We start from the raw sequence: 16,839 nt of genomic DNA, 5'->3' as shown, positions 1-16,839 counted from the left end.
CCGATGATCGCTTTTTCAACGGAGAAACCATGCGCAGCGCCGAGTTCAACCGGGACGACGTCTTGCGAAATGCCATGGAGGCATTTCGGGCCAAGGGTTACGCCAAGACCACCATGCAGGAGCTGGTGGCGGCGACCGGGTTGCATCCGGGCAGCCTCTACGCGGCGTTTGGCAACAAACGCGGCCTGCTGCTGGCGGCGGTCGATCACTATGTGCAGGAAAAAAGCGCGCTGCGCCGTGGTTTCTTTGCCGGCCAGAGCCCGCTGGCGGGGGTACAGGCCTACCTCAGCCAGATAGTGAACGATGCCCTGTGCGGCACCTGTTTGGTGACGCGTACCCTGATGGAGCTGGCGGAGCAGGACGAAGAGCTGCACCTGCGGCTCAAGGCCATCTATGCCGAGCTGGACGCCGATCTGGCGCAGATCCTGACTCTCGCCCAGCAGCGCAGGGAGCTGATGGCCGACCGCGACATCCCGACTCTGACCGCCTTCCTGCTGATCAATATCCAGGGGCTGGTCACCTTCGCCCAGTGCCGCCCCGACCGCGCCCTGCTCGATGGCGTCGTCACCCAGCTGATGACGGCCCTGCGCGCCTGAGTCGTAGGGGGATCTGATGGCCCTTCGGCCTGTCAGGCTCAGGGTCAGCAGAAAACAAAAAGCGCGCCGATTGGCGCGCTTTTTTATACCAGCAGTGGCAGCGTGGGATTAACGACCCAGCTTGGCCTTGAGCATGGCAATGATCTCTGTGATCGCCACTTCCTGCTTCTCGCCTGAGCGGCGGCACTTGTATTCCACCACGCCGTTGTCCAGACCGCGATCGCCGATGACGATGGCGTGTGGCACACCCAGCAGCTCCATGTCGGCGAACATCACGCCCGGGCGCTCCTTGCGGTCATCGAACAGCACGTCCACACCGGCGGCTTTCAGCTCGGCGTAGAACTGTTGTGCCTGCTCGGCCACGCGCTCGGATTTGTGCATGTTCATCGGCACTATGGCCACTTCGAACGGGGCTATGGCGTCCGGCCAGATGATGCCGTACTGGTCGTTGTTCTGCTCGATGGCAGCCGCCACCAGACGAGAGACCCCGATACCGTAGCAACCCATCTCCATGGTGACGGACTTGCCGCCTTCGTTCAGCACGCTCGCCTTCATGGCTTCGGAGTACTTGGTACCCAGCTGGAAGATATGGCCCACTTCGATACCGCGCTTGAGCAGCAGCTTGCCCTGGCCGCACGGGCTCGGGTCGCCTTCCACCACGTTGCGCAGGTCGGCAACGTCAAAGGTGGCGATATCGCGATCCCAGTTGGCACCGGTCAGGTGGAAGCCGGTTTCGTTGGCGCCGCAGACGAAGTCCGCCAGATGGGCGGCGCTGCGATCGGCAATGATGCGACCGGCAAAGCCGACCGGACCGATGGAGCCCGCATCGCAACCGGCGGCAGCCTTGATCTGCTCGTCGTTGGCGAAGGTCAGCGGGTTGGCAACACCCGGGAGCTTCTCGGCCTTGATCTCGTTCAGCTCGTGATCGCCACGCAGCACCAGGGCGATGACGGCCTGCTTGCCGTGCTCGTCCGCTTCGGCCAGTACCAGCAGGGTCTTGGCGATGGCAGTCGGGGCCACGCTCAGGAAAGCAGCGACGTCGTCGATGGTGTGGACGTTTGGAGTGGCAACCTTGCTCAGGGCTGCGGTGGCGGCAGGACGCGCGCCAACGGGTGCCAGCGCTTCGGCCATCTCTATGTTAGCGGCGTAATCTGAGGTATCGGAGAAGGCAATCAAGTCTTCACCGCTCTCGGCCAGTACCTGGAATTCGTGAGAGCCGGTGCCGCCGATGGAGCCGGTATCGGCCTGTACAGGACGGAAGTTCAGCCCCATGCGGGTAAAAGCGGCGCAGTAGGCGGCGTGCATCCGCTCGTAGGTCTCGATCAGCGAGGCCTTGTCGATGTGGAAGGAGTAGGCGTCCTTCATCAGGAACTCGCGACCGCGCATCACGCCGAAACGGGGACGCACTTCATCGCGGAACTTGGTCTGGATCTGGTAGAGGTTGAGCGGCAGCTGCTTGTAGCTGTTCACTTCGTAACGGACCAGGGAGGTGATCACCTCTTCGTGGGTCGGACCCAGCACGAAGGGACGGTTGTGGCGGTCGGTCAGGCGGCACAGCTCGGGGCCGTAGTCGTCCCAGCGGCCGGACTCCTGCCACAGCTCGGCGGGTTGTACCACCGGCATGGAGACTTCGATGGCGCCAGCATTGTTCATCTCTTCGCGAACAATGTTCTCGATCTTTTTTAGTACCCGCAGGCCGGACGGCAGCCAGGCATACATGCCGGAGGCCAGTTTGCGGATCATGCCGGCGCGCAGCATCAGCTGATGACTGACGACTTCGGCGTCGGACGGGGTTTCCTTGAGAGTGGAAAGCAGGTATTGGCTGGTACGCATCGCTCGTGACCTTAGATAAGACGGGCCGCGGGGCCCTGGATAAATTCAAGAGCGGAATTTTAACAGGGAGGGCCCTGTGGCCCAAGGGCTAAATTTAGCGCAGCGGGAGAAAGCGGGGGCGGGGCCCCCGCCTGTGTCAGACCCGAAATTGCGACAGCAGTCGCTGTTGCAGCAGGCTGGCCTGATGGAGGGAGGAGGCGAGCTGCAGGCACTCCTGCGCCTCCTGCTCCCCTGTCTGGGCCTGCAGGCTGATGCCGGAGACCTTGTCCGAGGTGTGGCTCAGGGTGTGGGAGAGCTGACCTGTGGCATCCGCCACCTGCTGCACCATGTCGGCCAGATGGTCGATGGCCTCCTCCACCTTGAACAGGATTTGCTTGGTGTTGTCGGAGTCCTCCATCCCCGATTCCACGGTTTTCAGGTTGCGCTGCATCATCAGATAAGCTTTCTCGGTCTGCTGTTGAATGCTGTTGATCACCTCGGTTATCTCGGCGCTGGAGGCGGCGGTGCGGTTGGCCAGGGTGCGTACCTCGTCCGCCACCACGGCAAAGCCCCGGCCCATTTCGCCGGCTCGGGCTGCCTCGATGGCGGCGTTGAGGGCCAGCAGGTTGGTCTGCTCCGAGATACTGCTGATGGTGGAGATGATCTGGCCAATCTGGCCCGCCTGCTCCTTGAGGGCGTTGATGGCATTGGCACATTCCCCCACTTCCACCACCACTCGCTGCATGCCTGCGCTGGCAGAGGCCACATACTGACTGCTCTGTGTGGTCAGCTGACGGACCTGATTGGCATTTTGCGCGGCCAGACTGCAGTTATCCGAGATGGAGGTGGCGACCTGTACCATCTGCTCGCTGTCGTGGTGCAACGCCTGGGCATGCTCGGCGGTCTGACGGCTGCTCTGGCTGATGGCCTCGACCCGGTTGACCGAGGTGTGTACGTGGTCGCTGATGTGCTGATTGTTGTCCATGGTGGAGCTGATCATCTTTTGCAGCTTTTCGATGAAGCGATCCACGCTGCCCGCCAGCGAGCCTAGCTCGTCGTCCCGCTTGAGGTTGATGCGAGCATTGAGATCCCCGTCGCCCGCGGCTATGTCCTGCATGCGTTTGTCAACTTGTAGCAGGGGGTTGACTATGGTGCGTACCAGCCAGAAGCCACACAGAGTGACAATCAGCAGGCTCAGCACCAGACCGCTCAGGATCAGGTTTTTGGTATAACCGATGATGGTATTGAGCTGGTTCACCTGATCCTCGACGGTCGCATCGCCCTGGGTCTCGACCTCGACCAGCGCCTGTTTGAGTTGTTCGGCACTGCTCTCATAAAGAGCCAGCTGGCGCTGGTAATCGGTCAGGGCCGCGATCCACTCACTTGTCAGCCGCGTGCTGTCGGCCAGCAGGGCGCGGTACTGAGTGGAGAGCGACTGGCCGGCAAACTCCCCTTCACCGGGCACATCGAACAGGCCGGTCGCCAGCATGCCGTCCACCGCTTCCTGATAGAAGCGGTTTGCCTCCGCCAGTTCGGCCTGGATGGCGGGGGTGGGGCCTTCACTCTGCATCTTCTCCAGGGCATAGAGCTGACGCAGGAAACCTATGTTGGCCTCCATGCCGCCGTCGGCCGCCTGCCAGCGGGTGGAGAGGCCGCCGTTCCAGCTGATGGCCTGATCAGGGGACTGGGTGAGGCTCTCGACCGCGCCATCACCGATCACCTCCAGCTGGGTTGAGAGGCGTGACATGCGCTCCGAACTGGCGCGCAGTGCCTGATCGATACCGGTAAAGGTGCGGTAGAGCGTCAGCAGTTTTTCCTGCTGTTGCTGATACGTCTGCTCATGCTGGTTCATGGCATTGATGGCCGTCGCATCGATGAGCTTGCCTTCCTCAACCCGTTGCAGGGCCTCGGTGGCTGCCTGTTTGGCTCGCTGCAGCTCGGGCTCGTCAAGGGGCATGCCTCTGAGCATTTTCTGGATATACAGGGACTGGTTGCCCAGCTCGATGGATCCCTCCATGGCGCCATCGGCGGTTTGCCAGGCGGCGCCCAATACATAGGAGAGCAAGTCGGCTAGCCGCTGGCTGCCATACCAGCCGATCGCGCCCATGCCCAGTGTGCAACTGAGCAGGATAGTCAGCCCAAGATTCGATGTAGTGACAATTTTCATGATGCAGGACCTTCCTTGGTTCCGAACAAACCCAACTCAGTGTTCTATCAATGGCCAAGATCCGCCATTCCCGGTGGAAAATAAAGTTACTGCCCAGATCCGATCCAAGCATGGCTCCGAAAGCGCCAGAATGCCGAGAATCCTCTGTCATCCGTCACCGCCCTATGCTGGATACTTATCCAGTTATTCTTTATGCTATGACCCAATTTACAGATAGATGGTTTGGCGAGGAGAGAGCCGTGATTGGTCGCTTGAGAGGCGTAGTCATTGAGAAACAACCCCCCGAGGTGCTGCTGGAAGTCGGGGGCCTGGGTTATGAAGTACAGATGCCCATGAGCTGCTTCTATGATCTGCCCGAGATCGGCAAGGAAGTGACCATCCACACTCACTTCGTGGTACGTGAAGATGCCCAGCTGCTGTATGGCTTCAATCACAAGCAGGAGCGGGCGCTGTTTCGCGAGCTGATCAAAACCAATGGCGTCGGCCCCAAGCTGGCGCTGGCCATTCTCTCCGGCATGACCGCCACCCAGTTTGTGCTGAGTGTCGAGCGTGAGGAGATAAGCTCCCTGATCAAGTTGCCAGGCGTGGGCAAGAAGACCGCCGAGCGGCTGGTGGTGGAGATGAAGGACAGGCTCAAGGGCTGGGTCAGCCACGATCTCTTCTCGCCGGCCGAGATCAGCCTGCCAGCCAGGGAGAGCGTCCTGCGTGCTCCGGATTCGAGCGAAGAGGCGGCCAGTGCACTGGTGGCGCTTGGCTACAAGCCGCAGCAGGCCAGCCAGATCGTCAGCAAGATAGCCAAAGAGGGAATGTCGGTGGAAGATATCATCCGTGAATCCCTGCGTAGTCTGGTGTGAGGTAGGCAATGATTGAAGCGGACCGTCTCATTTCTGCCACTGGCGTGCGTGAGGATGAGATCATCGATAGGGCCATACGGCCAAAGATGCTGGCCGATTACACAGGTCAGGATCCCGTCTGCGAGCAGATGGAGATTTTCATCGAGGCGGCCCGCCAGCGTGGTGAGGCACTCGATCACCTGTTGATCTTCGGCCCGCCGGGTCTGGGCAAGACAACGCTTGCGAACATAGTCGCCAACGAGATGGGGGTCAACATCAAGACCACCTCGGGCCCTGTGTTGGAGAAAGCCGGTGATCTGGCGGCCCTGCTCACCAACCTCGAACCGAACGACGTCTTGTTCATCGATGAGATCCACCGTCTCAGCCCTGTGGTGGAGGAGGTACTCTATCCGGCGATGGAGGATTACCAGCTCGACATCATGATAGGGGAGGGCCCTGCCGCTCGCTCCATCAAGCTCGACTTGCCACCCTTTACCCTGATCGGGGCCACCACCCGGGCCGGCTCCCTGACCAGCCCGCTGCGGGATCGTTTCGGCATCGTCCAGCGGCTGGAGTTTTACAACGTCAAGGATCTGACCGATATCGTCTCTCGCAGTGCCCGCTGTCTGGGACTGGAGATGACAGGTGACGGCGCCCTGGAGTTGGCCCGTCGCTCTCGCGGTACGCCGCGTATTGCTAACCGCTTGTTGCGCCGGGTGCGCGACTTTGCCCAGGTCAAGTCTGATGGCCGGATCGATGGACCCATAGCGGCCCGTGCCATGGACATGCTGGACGTGGACAATGAAGGTTTCGACTTCATGGACCGCAAGCTATTGTTGGCTGTCATAGACAAGTTTATGGGGGGCCCTGTGGGTCTCGATAACCTGGCGGCTGCCATAGGTGAAGAAAAAGATACTATCGAGGATGTACTGGAACCTTATTTGATCCAGCAGGGCTACCTGCAACGTACACCCAGAGGGCGGATGGCGACACCAAGAGCTTATGCACATTTTGGCCTGCAACGGCCAGATGAAAGGTGAAAACAGCTGTTTGAACAAAAAAACCGCCATCAAGGGCGGTTTTTTGTTATCCGGACATAAAAAAGCCCACGGCACAGGCGGTGGGCAAAGACAATTCAGGATGGATGTTCACAGACAGTGAGTGCGTCTGGACACAGACCGGAAAAAACAGAGGAGCCGTCGCGAGGCCTCAGAGTCGGTTCATTTGATAGAGCTGAACGAACGAAAGCTTGTAGTAACGGATGGTTTTAGCAACAAACTTTTTCATCTTAAATTCCAATAGACAGGTTCGAAATGTTCATCGAATACGTGCCGGGAACCCGGATTGACCGGCCTGTATCCAAGGGGATGCCCTCACTGCGAGGCGCATTGTAGGGGCTCTGTCTGACTCGGACAAACAAGAAAAATTGAGCATGTCAGATTAGATTAACTAATCATTTATCTGGTCTGTTCAATTAGCATGAAAATGCGTTTTTACTGGTTTTAAATTGAGTTGGTTGGCAGCGCTGGCAGGCGAGGGAAACATAATGAAATTCACGTTGGAAGTCATTTTTTAACAGAACTGCCACTTATTGATCGAGAGAATAAAATTGATTTAAATCAATGATTTGTGATTTTCAGTTTTTTGTGACACAGCTCTCCAAATTAAATGGAATTGAGCGTGAAAATGCCTTTAAAAGGCATGTATTCATGGTGGTTTTACATTGATTTCAATCAAATAAAGGTGATATAAAACACCGGTCATTATGGGCAGGAATAAAGCAAGCTAGATTGTTTTGCAATTGTTAAACATTAGCTTTTTTTGTTCCTCGATATTGCCTTATTGTTAATGCTGGTAGCAGTCGAAACCGGTCGTCAGTGCAAACTGGAACATGACCGATCATTCGGGGACTTCCAACGGAAGCTTTGTCCTTAAAACTTAAAATAGCCGTGCCAATAATCGGTGAGGAAACATCATGATTGCTGAGCATGTGGTAGACCTATCGCGGTTCCAATTTGCTGCGACGGCCCTTTATCACTTCCTGTTTGTGCCCCTGACGCTCGGAATGGCCTTCATTCTGGCGATCATGGAATCTGTCTATGTGATGACCAACAACACTGTCTACCGGGACATGACCAAGTTCTGGGGCAAGTTGTTTGGTATTAACTTCGCCCTCGGGGTTACCACAGGGCTGACCATGGAGTTTCAGTTCGGTACCAACTGGGCTTACTACTCCCACTATGTCGGCGATATCTTCGGGGCCCCGCTGGCCATCGAAGGGCTGATGGCGTTCTTCCTGGAATCCACCTTTGTCGGCATGTTCTTCTTTGGTTGGGACCGCCTGACCAAGCGTCAGCATCTGGCTGCAACCTGGTTGATGGCGCTGGGAACCAACCTTTCCGCCCTCTGGATCCTGGTTGCCAACGGCTGGATGCAGAACCCGGTCGGTGCCGAGTTCAACTTCGAGTCCATGCGGATGGAGATGGTGAGCTTCGCCGAGCTGGTCTTCAACCCGGTCGCTCAGGTCAAGTTCGTCCATACGGTCGCGGCTGGCTACACCACGGGCGCCATGTTCGTGCTGGGCATCTCTTCTTACTACCTGCTGAAGAATCGTGATGTGGCCTTCGCCCGTCGCTCCTTCGCCATCGCAGCTGCCTTCGGTATGGCCTCCATCCTCTCTGTGCTGATCCTGGGTGACGAGTCCGGCTACGAGACAGGTGAAGTGCAGAAGGTGAAGTTGGCGGCCATCGAAGCCGAGTGGGACACAGAACCTGCACCGGCTGCATTTACCCTGTTCGGCATCCCGAATCAGGAAGAGATGCGTACCGATTACGCCATCAAGATCCCCTATGCGCTCGGCATCATTGCTACCCGCTCTCTGGACGGCCAGGTGACCGGCCTCAAGGATCTGAAGAGCGAGCACGAGCTGCGTGTGCGTAACGGCATGAACGCTTACGACCTGCTGACCAAGCTGCAATCCGGCGACAAGTCCGAAGATACCCTGGCACGCTTCGATGAAGTGAAACAGGATCTCGGCTACGGTCTGCTGCTCAAGCGTTACACCAGCAATGTGACAGACGCGACCGACGAACAGATCAAGGCCGCCGTGGATGACTCCATCCCGCAGGTTCTGCCGCTGTTCTTCGCCTTCCGCATCATGGTTGCCTGCGGCATGCTGATGCTGGTACTGATCGGTCTGGCCTTCTATGACAGTGCTCGTCACCGTATTGGTGAGCGCAAGTGGCTGCTCAAAGCCCTGCTGTGGGGTATCCCGCTGCCCTGGATCGCCATCGAGGCGGGCTGGTTTGTCGCCGAGTATGGCCGTCAACCCTGGACCATAGCCGAAGTGCTGCCGACCTCGCTCTCTGCATCCAACGTGCCTGCGTCCGAGATCTGGTTCTCCCTGATCGGGATCTTCCTGTTCTATACCGTACTGCTGATCATCGAGATGTACCTGATGTTCAAGTATGCGCGTCTGGGCCCAAGCAGCCTGAAGACGGGCAAGTACCACTTCGAACAGAGCAAGGTATAAGGAGAGTAACCCATGTTTGATTACGAAATGTTGCGTCTGGTCTGGTGGGTACTGGTTGGCGTCTTGCTGATCGGCTTTGCCATCACCGACGGTTTCGATATGGGGGTGGGCGCACTGCTCCCCTTCGTCGGCAAGAAGGATGTGGAGCGTCGGGTGATGCTCAACACCATGGGCCCGCACTGGGAAGGCAACCAGGTATGGCTGGTCACGGCGGGCGGTGCCCTGTTCGCGGCCTGGCCCATGGTCTATGCGGCGGCCTTCTCGGGCTTCTACATCGCCATGATCCTGACCCTGATGGCGCTCTTCTTCCGTCCGGTCGGTTTCAAGTATCGCTCCCTGCGTGAAGACGCCAAGTGGCGCAGCAACTGGGACTGGGCACTGTTCGCCGGTAGTGCGGTTCCCCCCATAGTGTTCGGGGTGGCCTTTGGCAACTTGCTGCAGGGCGTGCCGTTCGAATTCAACCAGTTCATGATGCTGACCTATCACGGCAACTTCTTCGGCCTGCTCAATCCATTCGGCATTCTGGCAGGTCTGGTGAGTCTGTTCATGCTGGTCACTCAGGGTGCGACCTGGCTGATGATGAAGACCGATGGTGAGGTGCTGGCGCGTTCCCGCACTGCTGCCATGATCTGCTCCCTGCTGACCCTGGTGCTGTTCGGCCTGGCTGGCTGGTGGGTGAGTGGCATGGACGGCTACGTGGTCGTCAAGGCGGCTGCGACCGATGCGGTCTCCAATCCCATGAACAAGGAAGTGGTGCGCCAGGCCGGTGCCTGGATGAACAACTACGCCCTCTATCCCTGGATGATAGCCGCGCCGTTACTGGGCCTCTCCATGAGCCTGCTCACTGCGCTGTTTGCCAAGCTGAATAAAGGCTGGGTGGCGTTTACCTGTTCTTCATTGGCGGTTGCCGGCGTGATCCTGACCGCAGGCTTCTCCATGTTCCCGTTCGTGATGCCCTCGAGCCTCGAGCCGTCACTGAGCCTGACCATGTGGGATGCCACCGCATCGTTCAACACCCTGAAGGTGATGACGGTGGCGGCAGCTATCTTGGTACCGATTGTGCTGGCTTATACCATCTGGACCTACGTCAAGATGTTTGGTCGGGTGACCAGCAAGCACATCGAAGACAACCAACAATCGCTCTACTAAGAAGGTGCCCTGATATGTGGTATTTCACCTGGATCCTGGGTCTGTTGCTGGCGTGTTCATTTGGCATCATCAATGCGCTCTGGCTGGAACACAGCGAGAACATGGATCGTCAGATCGATGAAGACAAGTGATCGGCTCGCCCGGTTGGCCGCTCCTCTGGAGCGCCAACCCTGGCAGGGGTTGATGTTGGTAGCGGCGGCCCTGTTGGCCGTCGCTATTTTACAGGCCCCCAACCTGGTGGCCGCCAACACCAGTGAGCACGGGCTGTTGCTCGCTCCCTGGCTGATGTGGGCGGTCTGTTGCGGCGTCATGCACGGGCTGGGATTTCATCCCCGCAGCCTCATTGGCCGAGTGCTGTTTTGCCCCTGGCTCGCCTTGCCCAGTTTGTTGTATGGGCTCTGGTTGACCCAAGGCTATTTCCTTTCATAAAAAACGGGGGGAGGCAGGATTTCCCTGTCTCCCCCTGCTTCTTTCCTATTCAGCCCTGCGCTATGATAGCCCCCCATCTGACTGTCGAATGGATCACAGATTTTTATGGGGGAAGTCTCTGAGTTTCCGGTACGTGTCTACTACGAAGACACTGACGCCGGGGGCATCGTCTACAACGCCAATTATCTCAAGTTTATGGAACGTGCTCGCACCGAGTTTCTGCGCAGCGGCGGCATCGAACAGGATGTCTTGCTGCAAGCCGGATTCGCGTTTGTGGTGAGTCGAACAGAGATCGATTTCCGCTCGGCGGCCCGTTTTAATGAATTGTTGACCGTAATAACGCAAGTGACTGAAGTGAAACGTGCATCCATGCGCTTCTCACAGCAGATCCTGGCGGCTGATGGACGACTGGTCACCCAGGCCATGGTACAGATAGCCTGTGTCAGTCATCCGCATATGAAACCTGTTGCAATACCAGAAAATGTGAAGGGAGTGCTGTTAAGTGCACGCTGAAATTTCGTTTATTGGCCTGTTTTGGCAAGCCAGCCTGTTGGTAAAACTGGTCATGATGACCCTGATGGGGATGTCGGTTGTCTCCTGGGCGCTGATCTTTCAACGCTCCAAGGTCATCAAGGCGGCCAATCTGGCATCCGAGCAGTTTGAAGACCGCTTCTGGTCCGGTGTCGATCTCAACCGCCTCTATCAGGAGTCTTCCTCCCGCCGCGATGATATCGAAGGCATGGAAGACATCTTCTATTCCGGCTTCAAGGAGTATGCTCGCCTGCTCAAGGCGGGCGCCCGTGGCCAGGATGCGGTGATGGACGGTACCTATCGTGCCATGCGGGTATCGCTTTCCCGCGCGGTGGACGAGCTGGAATCCAACCTGCCAGTGCTGGCAACCGTCGGCTCCATCAGCCCCTATATCGGCCTGTTTGGTACCGTATGGGGCATCATGAACGCCTTTATCGCCCTGGGCCAGGTGCAGCAGGCTACCTTGCAGATGGTGGCACCGGGTATCGCGGAAGCGCTGATCGCGACCGCCATGGGCCTGTTTGCCGCCATTCCTGCGGTTATTTTCTATAACCGGTTTACCAACAAGGTAGAGAAGCTGGAGAACGCCTACGCCAACTTCATGGACGAGTTCACCACCATACTGAACCGTCAAATTGCACAGCAGCAGGGTGATCAGTAATGCAAACCTATCAGCGGATCCGGCGCAAGAAGGTGTGCGAGATCAACGTGGTTCCCTATATCGACGTCATGCTGGTGCTGCTTATCATCTTCATGGCGGTGACGCCGGTGATCACGCAAGGGGTCAAGGTTGACCTGCCGCAGGCAGAATCCGAGCAGTTGCCGGAAGATGCCAAGCCCCCCTTCATCGTCAGCGTCAATACCGAAGGCGAGTACGTCATCAAGGCCGGTGAGGCCGACGATGAGCCGGTGCCTGCCGGAACGCCCGAGGCGATGCAGCAATACATCACCGAAAAGGCCATGGGCTATCTGGCCATCAACCAGAACGCCCCCGTCGTGGTGGCGGGTGACAAGTCCGTGCGCTACGAAGAGGTGATACTGCTGATGGTGGCCCTCAAGAATGCGGGCGTGCCTCAGGTTGGCCTGATGACAGATCCGGTGAACTGACGGAGATGGATGTGAAGCGTGGTATTTCCGGTTATCTCATCGCGTCGCTGCTGCTGCACCTGATCGTCGGCATCATTTTGCTGGTCGGGGTCGACTTCAGCAAACCGAAGCGGCCAGAGTCCAAGGGGCAGATCATCAATGCCGTCATGCTTGACGAGAACTTCCTCAACGAACAGGCCAAGCAGATCCAGCAGCAGAAGTCTCAGCCCAAGCCCCAGAAGGTAGAGAAAGAGCAGGATAAGGAAGACACGGACCTCGCCAAGCGTGAGCTGGCCCAGCAGCAGGAGCGGCTGCGTATCGCCGAGACCAAGCGCAAGGAAGCCGAAGAGGCGACCCGCAAGGCCGAGGCTGAGAAGCAGAAAAAAGTCGCCGAGCAGAAGCTGGCGGAAGAGAGGGCGCAGAAAGCCGAGGAAACCCGCAAGCTGGAAGAGCAGAAAACCAAGCAAGCGGAGGCTGAACGCAAGGCGGCAGAAGCCGAGAGCAAGGCGCTGGCGCTGAAGAAGAAAAAGGAACAAGAGAAGAAAGAGGCCGAGGAGAAGCAAGCCAAGGCTGAGGCGGCCAAGAAAGCAGAAGCGGACAAGAAGGCCAAGCAGGAGGCCGAGCAGAAAGCCAAGGCCGAAGCGGACAAGAAAGCCAAAGCAGAGGCCGAGAAAAAGGCCAAGGCGGAAGCGGACAAGAAAGCCAAGGAGGCCAAGGAAGAAGCTGCCAAGAAGGCAAAAGCTGACGCAGAGAAGAAAGCCAAGGCTGAAGCCGACAAACAGGCCAAGATAGCGGCCGAGCGCAAGCGTAAAGCAGCCGAGCAAGCCAAGTTGCAAAAAGAGATGGAAGACATGATGCAGCAGCAGCTGGCGGCTGAGGCCAATGCTCGCAGTCAGGCGGCATCGGCGGCAGCGCAAGGTGAGGTCGACAAATATGCGGCTCTCATCAAGGCCACTGTTGAGCGTTATATGATTTTGGACCCTACCATGCGAGGCAAAACATGTACTATCGGCGTACGGCTTGCCAGCACTGGTTTTGTCATCTCGGTAGATAACGGTCAGGGTGACCCGGCAGTATGTCGTTCCGGCAAAGCGGCCGTATTGAAGGCCAATCAACTGCCGGTACCGAAGGATCCTGCGGCTTTCGAGATGTTGAAGGAATTCAACCTCAAGTTGGAACCGAACATCTAGGCATGAGAAAACGGGGTCATATACTGTGGTTGGCAGTGTCTTGCTGAGAATGGAATGTAACCTCTCATTTTTATTGGAACCGAGTATTTAAGCCATGATAAGAAAAGTGTTTTTTGCTTTGGTTGGCTGCTTGTTGCTGAGCCAGAGTGCTCAGGCGGCCTTGGACATCGTCATCACTGGCGGTATCGACAGTGCGCGACCCATTGCCATTGCACCCTTCAAGTGGGAAGGCAATGGCCAGTTGCCGCAGGATATCGCGGAAGTGGTCTCCAACGACCTGATGCGCAGTGGCAAGTTCAAACCGCTGGCCCGTGGCCAGATGCCGCAAACCCCTAGCTCAAGTGGCGAGATCAACTTCGCACCCTGGGCGTCCCAGGGGGTCGAGGCCGTCGTGGTCGGTTCCATTGCTGCCGTCGGCGACGGTACTTACAAGATCAACTTCGAGCTGGTCGACGTACTGAAGGGCCAGCTGGCCAAGACTCAGGGCGGGGAGAGCAACGGTTACATTCTGGACAGCCGGATGGCGACCATACCGGGTGCCCAGATGCGCCAATTTGCTCACCGTATCTCCGACATCGTCTATGAGCGTCTGACGGGCGAGCGTGGTGCCTTCCTGACCCGGATTGCCTATGTCTCGATCGAGCAGGGGGCCCAGTTCCCGTATCAGCTGCGTATCTCCGATTACGACGGCTACAACGAGAAGACGCTGCTGCGCTCCCGCGAGCCGCTGATGTCGCCGGCCTGGTCGCCGGACGGCAGCAAGCTGGCTTACGTGAGTTTCGAGAACCAGAAGTCTGAAATCTATGTGCAGGACATCTACAACCAGCAGCGCAGCCTGATCTCCAGTTTCCGCGGTATCAACGGGGCGCCAAAGTGGTCTCCGGATGGTCGTCGATTGGCTATTGTGCTGTCCAAAGATGGTCAGCCTGATATCTATGTCATTGATGTTGCAAGCAAGCAGCTGACAAGGGTAACAAATACCCGGGTGATCGATACTGAACCGGCCTGGATGCCTGACGGGCAAACTTTGATTTTCACCTCTGAACGTGGTGGCAAACCCCAGATTTATAGCGTAAATTTGGCGACTGGCGTCACTCGCCGGATGACCTGGGAAGGAGAATCCAACCAGGGTGCCTCTGTCACGCCGGACGGCAAGTCCATGGTGATGGTGACCCGGGTTCAGGGACAATATCGCATCGCTCGTCAAGATATGGAAAGCGGAGCAATGTTGGTATTGACCCAGAGTGCTCTGGATGAGTCGCCAAGTGTGGCTCCCAATGGCAGCATGATCATTTATGCCACCATCTATCAAGGTCGCAAGAGCCTGGCGTTGGTATCGACCGATGGTCGTTTCAAGGCGGTCCTTCCGACCAGTAGCGGTGAAATTCGTGCACCAGCTTGGTCGCCCTTCTTGAATTGATAAAAATTCGATTGTTTTTTGTTTTGTTATAAAGGTTTAAGGAAATAGCATGCAACTCAATAAACTGCTCAAGGGTTTGGCCATCGCACTGCCACTGTTCACCCTGGCCGCTTGTAGCTCCTCTTCTGATTCTGACGCCGCTGGCGCCGAGTCAGGTATGACCGACGGCATGGGCGGTGTACAAACCGGTGGCGCCAACGGTATGTTGTCCCCGGAAGAGCAGATGCGTCAGAAGTTTGAAGCACTGCAACGTGACAACGTGATCTACTTCCCGTTTGATGGTTATGACATTCAGGGTCAGTACGCCGACCTGCTGGATGCACATGCCAGCTACCTGCGTGAGCGTCCGTCCGTCAAGGTGTTGATCGAAGGCCACGCCGATGAGCGCGGTACTCCGGAATACAACATCGCGTTGGGCGAGCGTCGTGCCAAGGCTGTTGCCAAGTATCTGCAAACCCTGGGTGTGCAGGCTGAGCAGCTCTCCATCGTCAGCTATGGCGAAGAGAAGCCGCTGGATCTGTCTCACACCGAGGATGCCTTTGCCAAAAACCGCCGTGCGGTTCTGGTTTACTAAGGTTTGATCCGAATTTAATTCGTATATAAGCAAGCGGCCATTTCGATGGCCGTTTTATTTGCACTAAACGCTAAGGTTTATTCCGAATGAAGCTCGTGTATAAGCAAGCGACTATTGTGATGGCCGTCTTATTTGCACTGAGTGCTCAGGCGGCTGCGCCTGTGAGCGACCTCAGTGGCAATGGCGGTGGTGGCGTGGCCCTCAGCGGCAACAATGGCGCCATCATGCCCACAGGCAGCCTGGAAGACAGGGTTGCCTTGCTGGAGCGCACCCTCAATGCCCGCCTGCGCCTGCAGGCCGAATTGCAGCAACAGGTGGATTCCCTGCAAGGGGAGGTCTCTGAACTGCGTGGCCAGCTGGAGCAGCAAACCTACCAGATGGAACAGTCGCAAGAGCGTCAGCGTCAGCTCTATCAAGAGCTGGACAAGGTGGCCAACAGCAAGCCTGCTGCTGCCCCCGCCACGCCTGCGGCCGGTGCGAGTGCAGCCCCTGCGGCAAACTACTCTGCCAATCTGGATGAGAACCAGGCCTACGATGCGGCCGTGAACATGGTGCTCAAGGACAAGAACTACGACAAGGCCATTCCCGCCTTCGAAGGGTTCATCAAGCAGTACCCGAGTTCGAGCTATGTGCCGAATGCCCACTACTGGCTCGGTCAACTGCTGTTCAACAAGGGGGACAGGACCGGTGCCGCGGCGCAGTTCTCCACGGTAGCGAACAAGTTCAGCAAGTCTCCCAAGCGGGCCGATGCCCTGCTGAAACTGGGTATGCTGGCACAACTCGATGGCAAGAAAGCGGAAGCCAAAACCTTCTATGAGCAGGTGATCAAGGGCTACCCCAATACCTCGCCAGCCCAATTGGCCAAGCAGAGTCTGAGCAAGTTGTAACATTGCCGTAGGTCACTGTTTTCGTAACAATCTTGTAAATACGGCCCTGCTTTGTATGCGCAGTGAACAAACAGATTTAATTTAAGAATTTTCTATTGCGCCAGGATGATAAATCCGTAATATAGGCCGCCGTCAGAGCCGGAGCAGTATTGCAGCCGGTCCTGGTCGTGGTGAGGGTCGTTAGCTCAGTCGGTAGAGCAGTTGACTTTTAATCAATTGGTCGCTGGTTCGAATCCAGCACGACCCACCATTTCTCCACTAGGTGGAGACAGAATTCCCAGGTCGTTTAGCTCAGCTGGGAGAGCACCTCCCTTACAAGGAGGGGGTCACTGGTTCGATCCCAGTAACGACCACCAGATTTGTGAGTAGAGTTGAAACTGTTTGCCGAAGGCGAACAGTGCCAGGCAAAGGTGGGGGTCGTTAGCTCAGTTGGTAGAGCAGTTGACTCTTAATCAATTGGTCGCTGGTTCGAACCCAGCACGACCCACCAGTTTGGCAACAAGCATTCCCAGGTCGTTTAGCTCAGCTGGGAGAGCACCTCCCTTACAAGGAGGGGGTCACTGGTTCGATCCCAGTAACGACCACCAGTTTGTAAAAAAAATGATTTAGATGGGTCGTTAGCTCAGTCGGTAG

The 16,839-nt window shown here is 57.2% G+C and carries 16 protein-coding genes and 4 tRNA genes; 18 read left to right on the top strand and 2 right to left on the bottom strand.

Annotated elements, in window-relative coordinates:
* Positions 1-29 precede the first annotated feature (29 nt).
* Entirely contained in the window at positions 30-596 is a 567-nt protein-coding gene (locus tag GWQ27_RS08050; RefSeq protein WP_275907095.1) for a TetR/AcrR family transcriptional regulator, read from the top strand.
* Between the two features lie 108 nt (positions 597-704).
* Here GWQ27_RS08050 and GWQ27_RS08045 read toward each other — a convergent pair whose 3' ends face one another.
* Positions 705-2,429, bottom strand: a complete 1,725-nt coding sequence (locus tag GWQ27_RS08045) for a proline--tRNA ligase (RefSeq protein ID WP_111587975.1) — start codon at positions 2,427-2,429, stop codon at positions 705-707.
* A gap of 136 nt (positions 2,430-2,565) precedes the next feature.
* Positions 2,566-4,575 carry a methyl-accepting chemotaxis protein gene (locus GWQ27_RS08040; protein ID WP_275907094.1) on the bottom strand — a complete coding sequence of 670 codons (2,010 nt, stop codon included), beginning with the start codon at positions 4,573-4,575 and terminating at the stop codon, positions 2,566-2,568.
* Between the two features lie 239 nt (positions 4,576-4,814).
* On the opposite strand from GWQ27_RS08040, the gene ruvA reads away from it, so the two are divergent.
* From ruvA to GWQ27_RS07955, 17 genes are all read left to right on the top strand, one after another.
* On the top strand, positions 4,815-5,429 hold the full coding sequence (gene ruvA / locus GWQ27_RS08035; RefSeq protein ID WP_005313314.1) for a Holliday junction branch migration protein RuvA: 615 nt from the start codon (positions 4,815-4,817) through the stop codon (positions 5,427-5,429).
* 8 nt (positions 5,430-5,437) lie between these two features.
* Positions 5,438-6,448, top strand: coding sequence for a Holliday junction branch migration DNA helicase RuvB (gene ruvB / locus GWQ27_RS08030; protein WP_005313309.1), 1,011 nt, complete (start codon positions 5,438-5,440; stop codon positions 6,446-6,448).
* A gap of 935 nt (positions 6,449-7,383) precedes the next feature.
* Entirely contained in the window at positions 7,384-8,940 is a 1,557-nt protein-coding gene (locus GWQ27_RS08025; protein ID WP_005313307.1) for a cytochrome ubiquinol oxidase subunit I, read from the top strand.
* A gap of 12 nt (positions 8,941-8,952) precedes the next feature.
* Complete coding sequence (cydB, locus tag GWQ27_RS08020; protein WP_099991635.1) at positions 8,953-10,089, top strand: cytochrome d ubiquinol oxidase subunit II; 1,137 nt, start codon at positions 8,953-8,955, stop codon at positions 10,087-10,089.
* Positions 10,090-10,103: 14 nt separating this feature from the next.
* Entirely contained in the window at positions 10,104-10,220 is a 117-nt protein-coding gene (gene cydX, locus GWQ27_RS08015) for a cytochrome bd-I oxidase subunit CydX (RefSeq protein ID WP_005313303.1), read from the top strand.
* Complete coding sequence (locus tag GWQ27_RS08010) at positions 10,207-10,518, top strand: cyd operon YbgE family protein (protein ID WP_005313299.1); 312 nt, start codon at positions 10,207-10,209, stop codon at positions 10,516-10,518. Before cydX ends, GWQ27_RS08010 begins: the two co-directional genes overlap by 14 nt.
* A gap of 105 nt (positions 10,519-10,623) precedes the next feature.
* Positions 10,624-11,031 (top strand): tol-pal system-associated acyl-CoA thioesterase, encoded by a 408-nt coding sequence (gene ybgC / locus GWQ27_RS08005; RefSeq protein ID WP_111587972.1) that lies wholly within the window; start codon positions 10,624-10,626, stop codon positions 11,029-11,031.
* Positions 11,021-11,710, top strand: coding sequence for a protein TolQ (gene tolQ, locus GWQ27_RS08000; protein ID WP_005313294.1), 690 nt, complete (start codon positions 11,021-11,023; stop codon positions 11,708-11,710). The genes ybgC and tolQ overlap by 11 nt, the downstream gene beginning before the upstream one ends.
* Positions 11,710-12,156, top strand: coding sequence for a protein TolR (gene tolR / locus GWQ27_RS07995; RefSeq protein WP_005313291.1), 447 nt, complete (start codon positions 11,710-11,712; stop codon positions 12,154-12,156). Before tolQ ends, tolR begins: the two co-directional genes overlap by 1 nt.
* Positions 12,157-12,161: 5 nt before the next feature.
* Complete coding sequence (gene tolA, locus GWQ27_RS07990; RefSeq protein WP_275907093.1) at positions 12,162-13,325, top strand: cell envelope integrity protein TolA; 1,164 nt, start codon at positions 12,162-12,164, stop codon at positions 13,323-13,325.
* Between the two features lie 94 nt (positions 13,326-13,419).
* On the top strand, positions 13,420-14,745 hold the full coding sequence (tolB, locus tag GWQ27_RS07985) for a Tol-Pal system beta propeller repeat protein TolB (protein ID WP_011898362.1): 1,326 nt from the start codon (positions 13,420-13,422) through the stop codon (positions 14,743-14,745).
* A 49-nt stretch (positions 14,746-14,794) separates the two neighbouring features.
* On the top strand, positions 14,795-15,319 hold the full coding sequence (gene pal, locus GWQ27_RS07980; RefSeq protein WP_005313284.1) for a peptidoglycan-associated lipoprotein Pal: 525 nt from the start codon (positions 14,795-14,797) through the stop codon (positions 15,317-15,319).
* Between the two features lie 86 nt (positions 15,320-15,405).
* The gene (gene ybgF, locus GWQ27_RS07975; RefSeq protein WP_017412184.1) at positions 15,406-16,206 is read left to right on the top strand and encodes a tol-pal system protein YbgF; all 801 of its coding nucleotides are present in this window, start codon (positions 15,406-15,408) and stop codon (positions 16,204-16,206) included.
* Between the two features lie 174 nt (positions 16,207-16,380).
* Positions 16,381-16,456: transfer RNA gene (locus tag GWQ27_RS07970), tRNA-Lys, on the top strand.
* A 30-nt stretch (positions 16,457-16,486) separates the two neighbouring features.
* Positions 16,487-16,562 (top strand) — tRNA-Val (locus tag GWQ27_RS07965).
* A 58-nt stretch (positions 16,563-16,620) separates the two neighbouring features.
* A tRNA-Lys gene (locus GWQ27_RS07960) sits at positions 16,621-16,696 on the top strand.
* 21 nt (positions 16,697-16,717) lie between these two features.
* Positions 16,718-16,793, top strand: a tRNA-Val gene (locus GWQ27_RS07955).
* The last annotated feature ends 46 nt before the right edge of the window (positions 16,794-16,839 follow it).

It is taken from the genome of Aeromonas sp. 5HA1, assembly GCF_029237245.1.
Classification (GTDB): domain Bacteria; phylum Pseudomonadota; class Gammaproteobacteria; order Enterobacterales; family Aeromonadaceae; genus Aeromonas; species Aeromonas salmonicida.
This window is presented reverse-complemented; position numbering and strand designations above follow the sequence as displayed.